16 protein-coding genes are annotated in these 16,508 nt (G+C 68.1%); 9 read left to right on the plus strand and 7 right to left on the minus strand.

The annotated features are described in order from the left end of the window. Positions 1-5: 5 nt before the first annotated feature. The 3 genes from C556_RS0106940 to C556_RS0106950 are packed head-to-tail and all read right to left on the minus strand — an operon-like array spanning position 6 to position 2,249. Positions 6-974 (minus strand): MlaD family protein, encoded by a 969-nt coding sequence (locus C556_RS0106940; RefSeq protein WP_083930448.1) that lies wholly within the window; start codon positions 972-974, stop codon positions 6-8. Beyond that, complete coding sequence (locus C556_RS0106945) at positions 952-1,560, minus strand: hypothetical protein (RefSeq protein ID WP_018747516.1); 609 nt, start codon at positions 1,558-1,560, stop codon at positions 952-954. The genes C556_RS0106940 and C556_RS0106945 overlap by 23 nt, the downstream gene beginning before the upstream one ends. Continuing rightward, a complete protein-coding gene (locus tag C556_RS0106950; protein ID WP_018747517.1) occupies positions 1,557-2,249 on the minus strand; it encodes an ABC transporter permease in 693 nt (230 codons plus the stop codon). The genes C556_RS0106945 and C556_RS0106950 overlap by 4 nt, the downstream gene beginning before the upstream one ends. Positions 2,250-2,328: 79 nt before the next feature. On the opposite strand from C556_RS0106950, the gene crcB reads away from it, so the two are divergent. From crcB to C556_RS0106965, 3 genes are all read left to right on the plus strand, one after another. Then, the gene (crcB, locus tag C556_RS0106955) at positions 2,329-2,712 is read left to right on the plus strand and encodes a fluoride efflux transporter CrcB (RefSeq protein WP_018747518.1); all 384 of its coding nucleotides are present in this window, start codon (positions 2,329-2,331) and stop codon (positions 2,710-2,712) included. Positions 2,713-2,928: 216 nt separating this feature from the next. Further along, entirely contained in the window at positions 2,929-3,882 is a 954-nt protein-coding gene (gene trxB / locus C556_RS0106960; protein ID WP_018747519.1) for a thioredoxin-disulfide reductase, read from the plus strand. Positions 3,883-3,981: 99 nt separating this feature from the next. After that, entirely contained in the window at positions 3,982-4,329 is a 348-nt protein-coding gene (locus tag C556_RS0106965; RefSeq protein WP_018747520.1) for a VanZ family protein, read from the plus strand. 67 nt (positions 4,330-4,396) lie between these two features. Here C556_RS0106965 and C556_RS0106970 read toward each other — a convergent pair whose 3' ends face one another. The 3 genes from C556_RS0106970 to C556_RS0106980 all read right to left on the minus strand — a co-directional run bounded on the left by C556_RS0106970 (position 4,397) and on the right by C556_RS0106980 (position 7,903). Beyond that, positions 4,397-6,007, minus strand: coding sequence for a SulP family inorganic anion transporter (locus C556_RS0106970; protein WP_018747521.1), 1,611 nt, complete (start codon positions 6,005-6,007; stop codon positions 4,397-4,399). Between the two features lie 13 nt (positions 6,008-6,020). Beyond that, positions 6,021-6,656 (minus strand): carbonic anhydrase, encoded by a 636-nt coding sequence (locus C556_RS0106975; protein WP_018747522.1) that lies wholly within the window; start codon positions 6,654-6,656, stop codon positions 6,021-6,023. Positions 6,657-6,811: 155 nt separating this feature from the next. Beyond that, positions 6,812-7,903 carry an ABC transporter substrate-binding protein gene (locus tag C556_RS0106980; RefSeq protein WP_018747523.1) on the minus strand — a complete coding sequence of 364 codons (1,092 nt, stop codon included), beginning with the start codon at positions 7,901-7,903 and terminating at the stop codon, positions 6,812-6,814. A gap of 182 nt (positions 7,904-8,085) precedes the next feature. Between C556_RS0106980 and C556_RS0106985 the strand changes: the two genes are divergently transcribed. From C556_RS0106985 to dapD, 6 genes are all read left to right on the plus strand, one after another. After that, entirely contained in the window at positions 8,086-8,760 is a 675-nt protein-coding gene (locus C556_RS0106985; RefSeq protein ID WP_018747524.1) for a response regulator, read from the plus strand. Continuing rightward, on the plus strand, positions 8,757-10,145 hold the full coding sequence (locus C556_RS0106990; RefSeq protein ID WP_018747525.1) for a sensor histidine kinase: 1,389 nt from the start codon (positions 8,757-8,759) through the stop codon (positions 10,143-10,145). The genes C556_RS0106985 and C556_RS0106990 overlap by 4 nt, the downstream gene beginning before the upstream one ends. A 120-nt stretch (positions 10,146-10,265) precedes the next feature. Further along, a complete protein-coding gene (locus tag C556_RS0106995) occupies positions 10,266-10,889 on the plus strand; it encodes a Smr/MutS family protein (RefSeq protein ID WP_018747526.1) in 624 nt (207 codons plus the stop codon). 95 nt (positions 10,890-10,984) lie between these two features. Then, a complete protein-coding gene (gene msrA, locus C556_RS0107000) occupies positions 10,985-11,515 on the plus strand; it encodes a peptide-methionine (S)-S-oxide reductase MsrA (protein ID WP_018747527.1) in 531 nt (176 codons plus the stop codon). A gap of 138 nt (positions 11,516-11,653) precedes the next feature. Beyond that, positions 11,654-12,841: a succinyldiaminopimelate transaminase gene (gene dapC / locus C556_RS0107005; protein WP_018747528.1), complete on the plus strand. Its 1,188-nt coding sequence runs from the start codon at positions 11,654-11,656 to the stop codon at positions 12,839-12,841. 37 nt (positions 12,842-12,878) lie between these two features. Continuing rightward, on the plus strand, positions 12,879-13,700 hold the full coding sequence (dapD, locus tag C556_RS0107010) for a 2,3,4,5-tetrahydropyridine-2,6-dicarboxylate N-succinyltransferase (RefSeq protein ID WP_018747529.1): 822 nt from the start codon (positions 12,879-12,881) through the stop codon (positions 13,698-13,700). A 123-nt stretch (positions 13,701-13,823) separates the two neighbouring features. Here the strand turns inward: dapD and C556_RS0107015 are convergent, their stop codons facing one another. Further along, positions 13,824-16,085: a DUF1631 family protein gene (locus C556_RS0107015; protein ID WP_083930450.1), complete on the minus strand. Its 2,262-nt coding sequence runs from the start codon at positions 16,083-16,085 to the stop codon at positions 13,824-13,826. Positions 16,086-16,508: the final 423 nt, after the last annotated feature.

Consider the following 16,508-nt stretch of genomic DNA (forward strand, 5'->3'; position numbering starts at 1 on the left):
GGCGCTCACTCCCGGCTCGGCGCGACCGGCGCGCTGGTTTCGGGTGCGGTGACCCATAGCTTGAGCGGCCACGAGCGGCTGGCGCCGTCGAGCACGTCGCGGCCGCCGCTGACCAGGTCGTCGGCGTTGCGCACCAGCGAGGGCAGGCGCGGCGCCGCTTCGTCCAGCGCGCGGCGCGCGGTGCCGACCGCCGCGTGGGCCTCGCTGGCGGCGCCCTGCGCCTCGGCCAGCGTGCCGTCGAGCTTGTCCAGCACGCTGGGCAGCCGCACTTCCAGGTCGGCGGCGATGCGTTCGGCGCGCTGCAAGGTGGCGTCGGTCTGCGCCATCACCTGCGGCACCTGCTCGCCGGTGACGTGGTCCAGGTTCTGCAACAGCTTGTCCACCGCCGCGCGGGTGGCGTGCAGTTCCTCGGTCAACTGGCGCACGTTGGCGATGGTGCCGCGCAGGTCGCCGCGCGGGTCGTTCAGGTAATCCAGCGTGGTCTGGACCGAATCGATGATGGGAATGGTGCGCTGGCGCAGGTCGAGCGCGATCTCCGACAGGCCCAGCGATGGCGCGAAGGTCAGCGTGGCGCCGTCCTCGACCGGCTTGGCGTTCGGGGTGCCGCCGGCGATCTCGATGAAGTTGTCGCCCAACAGCCCCTCCTGCTGCAACAGGGCCGTGGAGTCGGGCTTGATCCACTTCATGTAGCGCTCTTCGACCAGCAGTTCCACGTCCACCTTGGCCTGGTCGTTCAGCGCGACGCTGTCCACCACACCGATCTTGAAGCCGGACAGGCGGATCTGCATGCCGGCCACCAGCCCGGAGCCGTTCTCCGCCACGAAGTGCAACCGGCTCTTGGGCACGAAGTAACCCTGCTTCAGGCCGAGCAGGCCGATGACGATGGCCACCAGCATCACCGCGCTGCCGACGAAGGCGCCGACCCGCCAGCTCAGCCATTGGAAACGTGGATCAGTATCCCTCAGTAGCTTCATGGGTGCCCGATACGATGAGTTGCGAGGCGTCCACCGCTTCCAGCCGCTGGAAGCCCGTGGACGGCGGCGGATAGGCCGCGACGACGAAGACCGCGGCCTGGGCGGCGATGCGGTCGAACAGCTCGCGGCAGGCCAGGCCGCGACCGTAGGCCAGGAAAGTATGCCAGTCGCCGTCGATGACGATGCAGCACGGCCGGGTCAGCGCGGCGCGCAGCAGCGCCAGTTCCTGGCGCGCCTCCCGCCCCAGCGCCGAGGGCAGGCTCTGGCAGATGCCGACGGCGCTTTCCGCTTCGATGCCGACCTCGGCGAACAGCGCCAGCAGGCTTTCTTCCAATGCCGGCAAGGGTTCGGCGTGATGGTACCACGCAGGCAGGATCAGGTTTTCCCAGACCCGCAGGTTGTTCACCAGGCCCCCGGTGCCGTCCAGGCTGGCCACGCGGCCCGGCCAGAGCGCCAGCCCGGCACGTGCCAGCGTATCCAGCCAGTTGTCGCGACGGATCTCGTCGTACTCGACCAGCCAGTAGCGCTCGCCCAGCCGGACGTCGAGCGGCGGCTCCAGCGCCAGCGTGAACAGGGTGTCGCTCATGACATCACCGCCCAGATCAGGTCCAGCAGGAACACCAGCACCAGCCCGCGCACCACCGCACGCGACGACGCCTTGGGGATCTCGGTCACGTAGGATTTGGCGCGCAGCCCGACCACGCACGCCAGGGTGGAGGCCGCGAAACCGAACAACGCCGATTTGCCCAGGCAGATGCCGACCATTGCCGGCGTGACAAAGCGATCCATCTGGAACAACTGGTAGGTGACATCCACCCCGGTGACGAAGAACGCACCGCCGAGCTGCGCCGACAGCGCCAGCATGAAGCCCAGCAGCGTCGCCGCCACCGTCATGCCCAGCACCCGCGGCAACACCAGGTAGCCCACCGGGTCGATGCCATAGCGCATCAGGCTGCGCAGCTCGCCGTGCACCCGCATGCTGGCCAGCTCGCTGGCCACGGCCGACGACGAGCGCGCGATCAGTACCAGCCCGACCATCAGCGGCGTCAGTTCGCGAAAGCTGAGCGCCGCCAGCAGGCGCATCGCCGCCTCGCGGCTCTGGCCGTACTGGTCGTGCAACTGGCTGACCACGATGCCGCCCAGCGCAAAGCCGAGCAACAACATGATCCAGGCGGCCTCGTTGCCGGTGAAGTAGATCTGCTTGAGCAGCACCCGCCTCACCGGCGGGCGGCGCAATTCGAACAACGAGGAAATGACGGGCAGAAGGAAGCGCATGGGAGATCGGCGGGGTGTTCGGCCGACTATAGCAAAGGGCGCTTATAATCGTCGCGGTCTGCTGCTTGCGTAGGTTGCCATGAATCCCGTTGCCTTCCTGTTGATCGGCCTCGGTGCCGCCCTGGGTGCCTGGGCCCGCTGGGGCCTGTCGGTGCTGATGAATCCCATCGTGCCGTCGTTGCCGTTGGGCACGCTGACCGCCAACTGGATCGGCGGCTACCTGATGGGCATCGCGCTCGGCGCGTTCAGTATGTGGCAGGCCATCTCGCCTGAACTGCGCCTGTTCGTCACCACCGGCTTTCTCGGCGGGCTGACCACGTTCTCCACCTTCTCGGCCGAGATCACCACGCTGGCGCTACGCCAGCAACCGCTGTGGGCGCTGGGTGGCATCGTCGCCCATGTCGGCGGCTCGCTGGCACTGACCTGGGCCGGCATCCGCAGCGTGGTGTGGCTCAAGGGCTGACCCGCCGCCGTCCGCGCCGTTTCGATTTGCCGACATCCGACCGGACACCGGGCGCCCCCAATCGGCGGCGCGCCCATCCGGCCGTGGAACTCGCCGCAGCGGCCTCGATCCGACCCGCTGACGCCAATCAGGGCGATAGCCTTTTTCGATTGGAAAACTACATAACCAACGCTTTACACTATGCGCCTTTGCGCATTGCTTCCTAAGGACACGCCCATGGCCACCAAGCATTCCCGCCTGTTGATTCTCGGCTCCGGCCCCGCCGGCTACACCGCCGCCGTCTACGCCGCGCGCGCCAACCTCAAGCCCGTGCTGATCACCGGCTTGGCGCAAGGCGGGCAGCTGATGACGACCACCGATGTCGACAACTGGCCGGCGGATGCCGACGGCGTGCTGGGCCCCGAGCTGATGACGCGCTTCCAGAAGCACGCCGAGCGCTTCGGCACCGAGATGATCTTCGATCACATCCACACCGTGGATATCAAAGGCCCGGTGAAGAAGCTGATCGGCGACGCCGGCGAATACACCTGCGACGCGTTGATCATCGCCACCGGCGCCTCCGCCCAGTATCTGGGCCTGCCGTCCGAGGAAGCGTTCGCCGGCAAGGGTGTATCCGCCTGCGCCACCTGCGACGGTTTCTTCTACCGCAACCAGCAGGTGGCGGTGGTCGGCGGCGGCAACACCGCCGTGGAAGAGGCGCTGTATCTCGCTAACATCGCCGGCCACGTCACCCTGGTGCATCGCCGCGATACCTTCCGCGCCGAGAAGATCCTGGTGGATCACCTGATGGAGCGCGTGGCCGAGGGCAAGATCTCGCTGGCGCTGAAGCAGACGCTGGACGAAGTGCTGGGCGACGCCAGCGGCGTGACCGGCGTGCGCCTGAAGTCCACCGAGGATGGCAGCACCAGCGAACTGCAACTGGCCGGCGTGTTCATCGCCATCGGCCACAAGCCGAACACCGACATCTTCCGCGGTCAGCTGGAGATGGATCAGACCGGCTACATCATCACCCAGGGCGGCCGCGACGGTAACGCCACCGCCACCAGCGTGCCGGGCGTGTTCGCCGCCGGCGATGTGCAGGACCACATCTATCGCCAGGCGGTGACCTCGGCCGCCTCCGGCTGCCAGGCCGCGCTGGATGCCGATCGCTACCTGGAATCGCTGCGCTGATTGCAGGCTGTGCAGACAAAGCCGCCCCTCGGGGCGGCTTTTTCATGCCCTGCCCATGAACCGCGTTTGCCACTTTCTCATTCCCCTGCGCCCCACTCGATGCCCTACCCGTTCATCCCTCGCCGTCTCGCGCTGACGCTGCTGCTGTTCTGGGCCAGCGCCATCTGGATCGGCTCGCTGATACCGCTGGCCGCGCCGCCGGTGGACAACGGCGACAAGATCCAGCACTTCCTGGGCTACGGCGTGCTGGCCGCGTTGGCGCTGGCCGCGTTTCCGCCGCGGATGTGGCGCGCCTGGCTGGGCGCGACGTCGATGGGCGTGGCGGTGGAGTGCGCGCAGTATTTCGTGCCCTACCGCAGCTTCGACCTGCGCGACATGCTGGCCAACGCGCTGGGCGCGTTGCTCGGCGTCGTGCTGCTGCGGTCGCTCCAGGCGCTGCGCGGATAAAAAAAGGCGCGGACCAAGCCGCGCCAGGAACGATCAACCGTTGTCGCGGCGATGAGCCGCGCCCCGCTCAGCCGCCCGCCGGCTCGAAAGCCTGCCGGGTGCGGCGATCGCGTCGCCGGTACTTGGCCACCAGGGTTTCCCATTCCAGCACCACCGAGCCGCCGGTGGCGCGATGCCGTTCGCCCCATTCCTCCAGCAGTTCCAGGCAGGCCGGGTCGATATAACCCAGGTCGCGCACGTTGACGTGCAGCTCTACATCGTGCGGCACCTTGTCCAGCACGGCGGCCAGCTTGGGCAGGCGCACGAAGGTGGCGGTGCCGCTCAAGGTCAGCAGCGCCTGCCGGCCACCGGCCTTCAATTGCAGCGCGGCTTCCAGGTGCAGCAGGTCGTACAGCAGCTTGGCGAAGGCCAGGCCGATGCCGAGCATCACGCCGTCGAGCAGATCGGTGGCGACGATGGTGGCCAGCGTCACCAGGTAGATGCCCAGCTCCACCTTGCCGAAGTGCGCCAGCTTCACGATGTCGCGCGGATTGATCAGCTTGCAGCCGATCACCACCAGCACCGCCGCCAGGCTGGCGATCGGCACGTGGCGCAACACGAACGGCAACAGCGACACGAACAGCAGCAGCCAGGTGCCGTGCAGGATGGTGGAGCCACGCGAGCGCGCACCGGCCTGGACGTTGGCGCTGGAACGCGCGATCACCCCGGTCATCGGCAGCGCGCCGAGCAGGCCGCACAGCGCATTGCCCACGCCCTGCGCGAACAGCTCGCGCGAATAACGGGTGCGCGGGCCGTTGTGCAGCTTGTCCACCGCCACCGCCGACAACAGCGTTTCGGCGCTGGCGATGAAGGCGATGGCCATCGCCGCCATCAGCAACGGCCCGTCGAACACGCCGAGCAAGGCACCCGCCGTGGTGAGCTGCACGCCTTCCAGCAGATTGGACGGTACGTCCACGTAGCGGATCGGCAGATTGAGCCCCATCGCCAGCAAGGCGCCACCGATCACCGCCACCAATGGCGCCGGCACCAGCCGCATCGAAGCCGGCGCGAAGCGGCCCCACGCCAGCATCAGCGCAATGGTCGCCAGCCCGACCAGCGCCGCCAGGTGCGCCGAGCCGGCGGGACGTGCCTCGGTCAGGCCGGCCGCGGCATCGGCCAGCGCGGCGGGAAAGCCCAGCAGATTGGTCAGGCCGTTCCCCAGCGGCTTGAGGTCGAGCATGATGAACAGCTGGGCCGCGACGATGGAAACGCCGATGCCCGCCAGCATGCCGTGGATCACCGCCGGCGACACCGCGCGGAACCACTGCCCCAGGCGGAACGAGCCCGCCGCCATCTGCATCAGCCCGGCCATGGCCACCACCGGGCCGAGCGCGATCAGGCCGTGGCGCTGCACCAGCTCCCAGTTCAGCACCGCCAGCCCGGCCGCCGGGCCGCTGACCAGCAGTGGCGAGCCGGCGAACACCCCGACCACCAAGCCGCCGACGATGCCGGTGATGATGCCCAGCGCGGGCGGCACGCCCGAGGCGATGGCAATGCCCATGCACAGCGGCAACGCCACCAGGAACACCACCACCGACGCCAGGAAATCGGCGGCGGCATGACGGCGCCAGCCCAGCAGCCCCGCCAGCCAGCCCTCGCCCGGCGGCGTCGGCAAGGTTGCTTCGATCGTGTTTTTCATCGCGGTGCTCCGTTCAGGCCGTGGCCAGTTCGAGCGACGCCAGCGAGGAGAACAACCCGCTCGCCTCGTCCAGCACCAGCACGTCGCCCTGGGCAATGTCGTAGACCCAGCCGTGCAATTGCAGCCGCCGCTGCGCCAGCCGCGCGTTGACCGAGGGAATGGTGCGCAGATGGTTGAGCTGGACGCGCACGTTCTGGCGGATCGCTTCGTCCAGTTGCTCGCCGGCCGGCAACTGCTGGCAGGTGCACCGCACCACCGAGCGCGTCGCCTCGGCGTACGACAGCCAGCGCCCCACCGTCGGCAGCCCTTCCAGGCTGGCGGGGTCGAACAGTGCCTTCATGGCGCCGCAGTCGGTGTGCCCGCATACCACGATGTGCTCCACGCCCAGCACCTCCACCGCGTAGTCGATGGTGGCCTGTTCGCCGCCGCCACCGCTGCCGTGCGGCGGCACGATGTTGCCGGCGTTGCGCAGCACGAACAGATCGCCCGGCTCGGTGTGCGTCAGCAGATTGGGATCGATGCGCGAATCCGAGCAGGTGATGAACAGGACCTCGGGACGCTGCCCCTTGGCCAGGGTGCGGAACAACTGGCGGCGATACGGGTGGGTCTGGGTTCGGAAGCGATGCGCTCCCTCGAACAGTTTCTTCATGGTGAGGCACTCCAGTGAATGTTGTCGGTTGCCGCCGTACAGGCCGCGAAGCGCAACCCGGGGCAACTGCCGGCCAGTATCCGAACCCAGGCTGTCAGTCAGCCAACAACATTCCTGCGTTCACCCCTCGTTTCGTGCCGAATATCCCGAAAGATTCAGTCAGCTCGCACCCTGAATAGCGCGCGCCAGCGCGTCAGCAGCGCCTGGCGTTTGACGTCGTCCAGGTGGATCAGCAGCCCGCGCGCGGGGAAGACCGGCTCGAAGCCGTTGCCCAGCAGTTCGCTCAAGGCGTCGAAATCGCGCGCCTCGCCCTCCAGCGCGCGCACCGCATAGGTGCCGGGCGCCCTGGCCAGCAGGCGCTGGCCGGCCTGCGACAGCATGAAATCCAGCCACAATCGCGCGGCGTGCGGATGCGGCGCGTTGCGGGGGATCAGCGCCAGCCGGCCCAGCACCAGCGTGTAGTCGCGCGGATGGACAAAACCGATGCGCGGGTCGCGCCCGGCGCGGGTGGCCGCGTAGGAGCCGATCACGTTGTAGGCCAGCGCCGCCTTGCCGCTGGCAAGCTCGTCCAGCATGGCCGACGACGAGGTGTGCAGCCGCGGGTCCACCCCGGCCAGCGCCCGTTGCAGGCGCCAGGTCTCGTCGCGCCCTACCCGCACATCCTGGCTCAGCAGATTGAAGCCCACTCCCGAGCGCTCGACGTGGTAGCTCGCCACCCGGCCGTGGAACCGCGCGCGCTGGCGTTGCAGCAGACCGGTCAGCTCGGCGCGGGTGTGGGGTACTTCACGCGGCGACAGCGCGCGGCGGTCGTAAGCAAAGACGATGGGCTCGAACGAGGTGATCCACACCTGCTGCTGGTAGCCCATCCACGGCGGCAGCTGCGCGGCATCAGGCGGCACGTGGCTGGCGGCGTGGCCGTCGTTGGCCAGCTTCACCTGCAGATCCATCGCCGAACTCCACAGCACATCGGCCACCGGCCGGCCGGCGGCCGCATCGGAGAGAAAGCGGCGGTGCAGCGCCAGGCTGCTCATCTCGCGGTAATCCACCCGCGTGCCGTAGCGCGCCTCGAACGCCCGGATCAGCGGCCGCGCCGTCGCGGCGTCGGTGACCGAATAGATGACCAGCCGCCCTTCGTTGCGCGCCAGCGCGGCCAGCCGCTTGTGCGGCGTGTGATGGAACTGCGTCCAAAGGGCGGCCAGGAGCGCGCCGATCAAAAGCGCGATGCCGCCGCGATGCCAACCTTGCATTCCTGCCCCCGACGTTTGAGCGAGAGCGCATCCACAGCCCGCATTTTTGGCGGCAGCCTAGAACGCAAAGCCAACAAAAACCTTTCAATTACCCTACCGTCGGGCGCAGACAAAAGGTGCTGGCGTCCGCACACGTCGCCCCACCATGCTCCGGCCTATCTGGAATACCCGATGGACTCACGATGCGTATCCTGCTTGTCGAAGACAACCCCCAGCTGGCCGCCTCGCTGAGTACCGCATTGGGCCAGGCCGGGTTCGAGGTGGATGCGCTGCACGACGGCGCGGCGGCGGATCACGTGCTGCACACCCACGATTACGCGCTGGTGGTGCTCGACCTGGCCCTGCCGCGGCTGGATGGCTGGGAAGTACTGCGCCGCCTGCGCAGCCGCCGTGGGCGCGTACCGGTGCTGATCCTCACCGCGCACGGCGCGCTGGAGGACCGGGTGCGCGGGCTGGACCTGGGCGCCGACGACTTCCTCGGCAAGCCGTTCGAGCTGGCGGAACTGGAAGCGCGGGTGCGCGCGCTGATCCGCCGCGCCAACGGGCTGGAACATCCGCGCATCGCCTGTGGACCGCTGATCTACGACAGCGTGGCGCGGCGCTTCACCCTGCATGGCCGCGCGCTGGCGCTCACCCCGCGCGAGCACTCGGTGCTGGAGATCCTGATGCTGCGCGCCGGGCGCGCGGTGGCCAAGGAAACCCTGATCGACCAGCTGTTCGGCATGACCGGCGCCGGCAGCGCCGAAGCCATCGAGCTGTACGTGCACCGGCTGCGCCGCAAGCTGGTCAGCGACGAGATCTCGGTGGTCACCCTGCGTGGCCTGGGCTACATGCTGGAAAGCCACGGTCAGCCATGAAGGCACGCGGTTCCCTGCGCTGGCAGCTGACGCTCTGGCTGCTGCTGCCGTTGCTGCTGGTGCTGGTGATCGACGCCGTCCTCACCTACCGGCACTCGCTGCACGCCGCGCACGCGGCCTTCGACCGCACGCTGTTCGCCTCGGCCAAATCGATCGCCGACGGCGCGCGGCTACGCCACGGCAAGCTCGGCGTCGATCTGCCCTCGCTGTCGCTGGAAAGCCTGGAAGGCGCCGCCTCGGTGCGCGTGTTCTACCGGGTGGACGATGCCGGCGGCCGCCACATCACCGGCTACGCCGACCTGCCGCCGCCCGAGGTGGCGCCGGTGTTCTACCGCCCGGTGTACTACGACGCCGAATACCACGGCGAAACGGTGCGGTTGATCGCGCTGCGCCAGCCGGTGCACGACGTCGCCGCCGCGCAGACGCGGGTGATCTCGGTACTGGTCGGCGAAAGCGGCGAGATGCGACGCGCCTTCGCCCGCCACATGCTGGTCAAGACCCTGTGGCGCCAGGCGCTGCTGGGGCTGCTGGTCATCGCCATCGTGCTGGGTGCGCTGCATCGCGGGCTATCGCCGTTGCGTGATCTGTCGGCCGAAGTGAGCGCACGACGCGAGGACGACCTGGCGCCGTTCCGCACGCCGGGCCGGCCCGGTGAGCTGCTGCCGCTGGTCCACGCGATGAATCAGTACGTGGCGCGGCTGCGGCGCATGCTGGCGGCGCACCGGCGCTTCTTCGCCGACGCCGCCCACCAGTTGAAGACCCCGCTGGCGGTGCTGCGCGCCCAGGTGGAGCTGGCGGAGCGCGAATCGGCGCTGCCCGGCATGCGCCAACGCCTGACCACCATGCGCTGCTCGCTGGAGGACGCCTCGCGTGGCGTGGCGCAGTTGCTGGCGCTGGCGCGCCTGGAGAACGAGCGCGGCGAAGCGCTGCCCAGCGCGCCGCTCGATCTGGCCGACGCGGTGCGTCAGTGCGCGCTGGAATGGGCGCCCGTCACCCATCGCCGGCGGGTCGACCTGGCCTTGCAGGAAGTCGAGCCGGTGCGGCTGCTCGGCAACGCGCAGTTGCTCCAGGAACTGATCGGCAACCTGATCGACAACGCCATCCGCTACGCGGGCCCCGGCTGCGCGCTCACCCTGGGCACCGCCAGCGCCGCCGGCCAGGCCGTGCTGACGGTGCGCGACAACGGTCCCGGCATCCCCAGGGCGGAGCGCGAGCTGGTGTTCCGGCGCTTTCACCGCGGCTCCACCGCGCGTGGCGAAGGCAGCGGCCTGGGGCTGGCCATCGTGGCCGAGATCGCCGCGCGGCACGGCGGTCGCGTGATCCTGGACGACACCCCCGGCGGCGGCCTGACCGTCCGGGTGTGCTGGCCACGCCTGCCGGGTTGAGAGCCTGTTCAAGATCTTTTCGCGGCAGCGCCGGACTAAAAAAAGATCTTGAACAGGCTCTGAGAACCCGTCTCATCCGGCGGCCCGCCCATGCTAACCTTGCCGCCGGAGGAGGACGGCATGGAAGGCGAAGCAAAGGAAACGCTCAAGCGCTTGCGCAAGAAGCTGGCGGCGATCCGCCATGCGCCGGCGCCCGCCCCGGCGCCTCCACCGCCGCCCAGCGATCACGACCTGTTCATGCAGGCGGTCAGCGGCGCCCGACCCATCGCCTACGACCGCGTGGTCCACCCGCCGCGTCGTCCCAGCCCGTGGCCCTTGCAACGCTGGCACGACGAAGCGCGGGTGATGGCGGACGCGATGAGCGACTTCTGGCCGTGGGACGAACTGGAAAGCGGCGAGGAACTGCTCTACCTGCGCCCCGGCATGAAGCTCGACACCCTGAAGCGTTTGCGTCGCGGCGAATGGGTGGTGCAGGCCGAGCTGGACCTGCACGGCCACACCGTCGATTCCGGCCGGCTGGCGGTGGCGGAATTCCTGCACCGCTGCCGCCTGTACAACCAGCGCTGCGTGCGCATCGTCCACGGCAAGGGCCTGGGCTCGCGCAACAAGGAGCCGGTGCTCAAACTCAAGTTGAAGAACTGGCTGGCGCAGCGCGACGAGGTACTGGCCTTCGCCCAGGCACGATCGGTGGACGGCGGCAGCGGCGCGGTGCTGGCGCTGCTCAAGGGCTGGCGCGAACGCTGAAACCGCCGATCGCCGGCGCGCCGTCCGGCAAGTCGGGGGTGAATTGGCGGCGGGCAACCCCATCTGGGCAGTTGGATTCCAAGCGGAGAACGACAATGCACGAAGAAATCGCAACCCTGGCCGGCGGCTGCTTCTGGTGCCTGGAAGCCGTGTTCCAGCGCGTGCGCGGCGTGCGGCAGGTGGTGTCGGGCTATCTGGGCGGCCACACCGCGCAGCCCGATTACCGCAGTGTCTGCGGCGGCGGTACCGGGCACGCCGAGGCGGTGCGCATCGCCTTCGACCCGCAGGTGGTGAGCTACGACACCCTGCTGGACATCTTCTTCGCCATCCACGACCCGACCACGCTCAACCGGCAAGGCAACGACGTCGGCACCCAGTACCGCTCGGCCATCTTCTTCCACGGCCCCGAGCAGGAAGCGACCGCGCGTGCCAAGCTGGCCGAACTGGCGCCGCACTTCGCCATGCCCATCGTGACCGAACTGCGCGCCGCGCCGCAGTTCCACCCGGCCGAGGACTACCACCAGAACTACTTCAACCAGCACGGCGACCAGCCGTACTGCCAGTTGGTGGCCGCGCCCAAGGTGGCCAAGCTCAGGCAGTACTTCGCGCCGCTGTTGGACGAATAGGCGCGGCTGACAAACCCTTCCGTTGACCACTTAAGACTCCCCACGGACGACAGCATTGCCTGCGCCGGCCCGCCATGCGGGTTACCGGCGCTGGGCGGCGCGGCTATAATTGCCGTTTTCCCTCACGCCGCCCCATCGATGTCGCCGCGTCTCGACCTGCTCCAGCCCTACCCGTTCCAGAAACTGCGCGAACTGTTCGCCGGCCTCGTTCCCAACCCGGCCTTGCCGCATGTGAACCTGTCGATCGGCGAACCCAAGCACCCGGCGCCGCAACTGGTGAAGGACGCCCTGATCGCCAACCTGGACGGGCTGTCCGCCTATCCGGCCACCGCCGGGTCGGATACGCTGCGCGGCGCCATCGCCGCCTGGATCGGCCGCCGCTACAACATTCCGACACCGGATGCCGCGCGCGAGGTGGTGCCGGTGAACGGCAGCCGCGAGGCGCTGTTCGCCTTCGCCCAGGCCGTGATCGACCCCACCGTGCCGCACACGCCGGTGGTGCTGTCGCCCAACCCGTTCTACCAGATCTACGAAGGCGCGGCCCTGCTGGCCGGCGCCGAGCCGTACTACGTCAATTGCCTGGCGGAAAACCGCTTCCAGCCGGATTGGGACGCGGTGCCCGAGGCAGTCTGGGCGCGCACCCAACTGGTCTACGTCTGCTCGCCCGGCAACCCCACCGGCGCGGTGGCGTCGCTGGAGGATTGGCAGAAGCTGTTCGCGCTGTCCGACCGCTATGGCTTCGTCATCGCCAGCGACGAGTGCTACTCGGAGATCTACGAAGGCCAGCCGCCGCTGGGTGGGCTGGAAGCCTCGGTCAAGCTGGGCCGCGGCCTGCGCAACGTGGTGATGTTCTCGTCGCTGTCCAAGCGCTCGAACGTGCCGGGTCTGCGCTCCGGCTTCGTCGCGGGCGATGCCGACGTGCTGGCGAAATTCCTGCTGTACCGCACCTATCATGGCTGCGCGATGAGCCCGACGGTGCAGGCCGCCAGCGCGCTGGCCTGGGGCGACGAAGCGCACGTCGAGGACAACCGCCGGCAATACGCGGCCAAGTTCGAGGCGGTGACGCCGCTGCTGGCGCAGGTGCTGGATGTCTCCCAGCCCGACGCCGCGTTCTACCTGTGGGCCAGGACGCCCATCGACGACACCGAATTCGCCCGCCGGCTCTACGCGGAACAACATGTGACCGTCCTGCCCGGCAGCTATCTGGCGCGCGCCGCGCACGGGGTGAACCCCGGCAGCGGCTACGTGCGCATCGCCCTGGTGGCGCCGCTGGCCGACTGCGTGGAAGCGGCACGGCGCATCGCCCGCTTCTGCCAGAGCCTCTGACCTTTACGAACCTTTTCATCAAGCAACGGGATACGCCATGAGCAATCTGCAATCCGTCATCGAAACCGCCTTCGAAAACCGCGCCGACATCACCCCGGCCTCTGTGTCCGCCGAGCTGCGCGACGCGATCAACGAAGTCATCACCGGGCTGGATCGCGGCGCACTGCGCGTCGCCGAGAAAATCGATGGCGCCTGGCACACCCACCAATGGCTGAAGAAGGCCGTGCTGCTGTCGTTCCGCATCAACGACAACGTCCCCATGAACGGCGGCTGCACCCAGTACTTCGACAAGGTGCCGAGCAAGTTCGGCGACTACACCGAGGCCGACTTCCGCGCCGGGGGCTTCCGCGTGGTGCCGAACGCCGTGGCGCGCAAGGGCTCGTTCATCGGCCGCAACGTGGTGCTGATGCCGTCCTACGTGAACATCGGCGCCTACGTCGACGAAGGCACCATGGTCGACACCTGGGCCACCGTCGGCAGCTGCGCCCAGATCGGCAAGAATGTCCACCTGTCCGGCGGCGTGGGCATCGGCGGCGTGCTGGAGCCGCTGCAGGCCGGCCCGACCATCATCGAGGACAACTGCTTCATCGGTGCGCGTTCGGAAGTGGTGGAAGGCGTGGTGGTCGAGGAAGGCTCGGTGATCTCGATGGGCGTGTACATCGGCCAGAGCACCAAGATCTACGACCGCGAAACCGGCGAAGTCAGCTATGGCCGCATCCCCGCCGGCTCGGTGGTGGTGTCGGGCAACCTGCCGTCCAAGGACGGCAGCTACAGCCTGTACTGCGCGGTGATCGTGAAGAAGGTCGATGCCAAGACCCGCGGCAAGGTGGGCATCAACGAACTGCTGCGCGGCGTCTGACCGGGTAGCCGGCCGGCCGCGTCTCACCGGCGCGGCGGTCGCCAGGCGGTTCCATCTGGAACGGCAAAAAAAAAAGGGCGCCAGTGGCGCCCTTTGAGTTGCGTGCAACATTTTGGTTATCGATCAGGCGCCCAGTTGCTCGCGCAATTGGTTGAAGGCGCGCTCGGTGGCGCTGTCTTCGTCCGCCAGGATACGCAGCCGTCCGCTTTCGATGTGTTTCTCCAGTTCCGCCCGGGTCACGGTCAGGCCATTCTCGCCCTGGCGATTGGTAAACAGGTAACGCGTGCCTTGCGGGCTGACCCACGACAGGCGCAGGCGCACGCTGCGGTTGTCGTCGTTCTCCCAGGTGATCCAGTCCCCGCGCTCCAGCACATGCTGTTCGCGTACCTGGGCCGGCGTCGCCGGCAGCACCACCTCGGCAACCGGCGCCGCGTGAGGCACCACCGGCACCTCGGCTTGCGGCTGGGCGCGCGGCACGACGATATGGCCTTCGGCCAGCACGGTGCGCGGCGCGATGGCCGGTTCGGGCTGGGCATCCGGCGCCGCGGGCTCGGCCGCCGCGGCACGCAGGCCGGAGCGGATCGCCATCGCGTGGCACTGCACCAGTTGGGCAAAGAACGCGCGCGATGCTTCCTGCGGCATCTCGGCGCGCTTGGCGCCCTGCTCCAGCACCTTGAGCATCGGCGGCAGCATGTTCACCAGTTGCAGCCGTTCTTCCGGCGTGCGCTTGGGTCGCAGGCTCCACAGCAGTTCGTCCATCACCCGCACATACTTGGCGAAATCCGCCCCCTGCTCGCCTTCGGGCCCGTACACCGCTGCCAGCGCGCCGCGCCACCAGTCGGCAAGGAAGGCGCGCACCAGCTCGGGCGCATCGGTTTCGCGCGCCAGGCGCTGGTCCACCAGCGCCCCGGCGGTGGTGGTCGAGAGTTCGCGCACCTCGTGCAGGATCAGATCCTGCGCGGCATCCTGCGTCTTGGCCTCGGCGCCCGCTTCCAGGTCGGCGTAATAGCCTTCGATCTTTTCCAGCGCGACGTCGAATGCGCCCAGATCGTCCTCGAAGTGGTCGACGATCCAGGTCACGGCCTCGTTGAACAACGACAGTTCGGGGTCGTCGGCCGGCGGATCGCCTTCGCGATCCTTGAAGGCGTCTTCCAGCAGATCCATCACCCGCCGCGCGGAATGCTGCTTCTTGGCGAAGAAATCCGGATCGAGCAACGCGACCTTCAGCACCGGAATCTGCAAGCGCGCCAACAGCCCCTTGGCGACGTTGGCCAGGTGCGGGTCTTCGAACAGGCGGTCGAACAACATCGCCACCAGATCGAAGGTCATGGTGTCGACACGGTTCAGCTCGCTGGCCCAGCGCGTGCTGCGCAGCAGCGACAACAGGTTCTCGGGGCGGCCACCGGCGTGGTGCGTGGCGCCGGGAGGGTCGTGTTGCAGGTTGTCCAGGAAGGAGAACCACTCAGGGCGCAGGTTGCTGCCGCGCACCTCGGCCTCGCCGGCGGCGAGGCGCATGAAATGATTGGCCAGATCGGCGGAGATCGTGAACCCGCCGGCCGCGTGCCCCGCGCCGGGCACGGAACCGCCAGCGTAACCGCCGCCGATGCCGGCCGCACCCGGAGCGTATCCGGTGCCGATGCCCGAAGCATCGCCGGCCGGCTCGGCCGGATGGGCATGCGCGCCAGCGCCGGCAGTGCCCGACGGGCGACGGACGATGCCGCGCGGTGCGATCGGCTGCACGTTCTGCTGGATCAGGTATTGGTTGACGCTTTGATAGACGCTGGCCACACGGTCGGAAAGGGCCGACTCGAACGCCTTCAACGCCACCAGGCGCGCGCTCAGGCCACTGTCCAGCTGGCGGCAGGCGGCCAGGAACGCCTGGCAGATGGTTTCGGGACTGAGCGGGTTGGCCAGGGCGGCATCGTCGTTCTGCGGCAGCAGCGTCGCCAGCCGTTGTTCCAGCTGCGACAGCGTATCGCCGCCCTTTTGCTTGAGCGCGTTGGCCACGTGGCTGGCCGTCAGGCTTTCCTCGTAGTCGTCATTGGCGACCAGCGACAGCTCGTTGGGACTGACCACGACCTGGAAGAAGCCGGCGGCGTTCTGGTCGCCCTTCAGGCGCTGATTGAAGGCTTCGATGAATTGCTGGCGGAAGGCGCTGACGATCTCGCCCTTCTTCAACTTGATCTCGACACGGGCGGCGAAGTAGACGTCGCGCAGCTCCCGGTCCGGGGTGTTCTCGGCAAGCTTGAAGAATTTCTCCTCCAGCTCGGCGAAGTAGCCATCGAGCGAATCGGCAAGCAGCTTGAGCGCCATGTCACGGCAAGCCTCCAGCGTGGCGCTCGAAGACGCCCGCGCCGATGGCTGCGGGATTCTGGCCTGGTTCATTGAATTCTCCAGGAGGGGTGGCCTCTCAATCTGTCCGACTAAATATTAGCATGGGTTAATATTTCACTTCCCTGCTCGCCGTACGGCAAAAGCGCGCGTCTGTCGGCCAGTTTCGACGTTTTTCCAGTGCCTTGTCATATCGCACCATTTTTGACAGACACATTAAGTTTGACGCTTGAAAAGCAGCCACAACAACCGTCTGAATGCTTGTCCGCACGCGCCACGGCAGCCCGGTTGTAAAACTTACAGCCAACCTGCCGATGCTCCAGCCTCCTGCCGGGGGCCATCCATTATGTAAGCCCGGGCCTCGACCGTCGCCGCCACTCATCCGCGCCTGGCAACCTGCCACCCCTTCCTTTCCCCTCCCGGGTGGGGTGTGTCGCGGGTAGCCGATGGGGTGACCAGGGCTCACGTGATCGCCTA

Origin of the sequence: Chitiniphilus shinanonensis DSM 23277 (genome assembly GCF_000374805.1) — a bacterium.
Taxonomy (GTDB): domain Bacteria; phylum Pseudomonadota; class Gammaproteobacteria; order Burkholderiales; family Chitinibacteraceae; genus Chitiniphilus; species Chitiniphilus shinanonensis.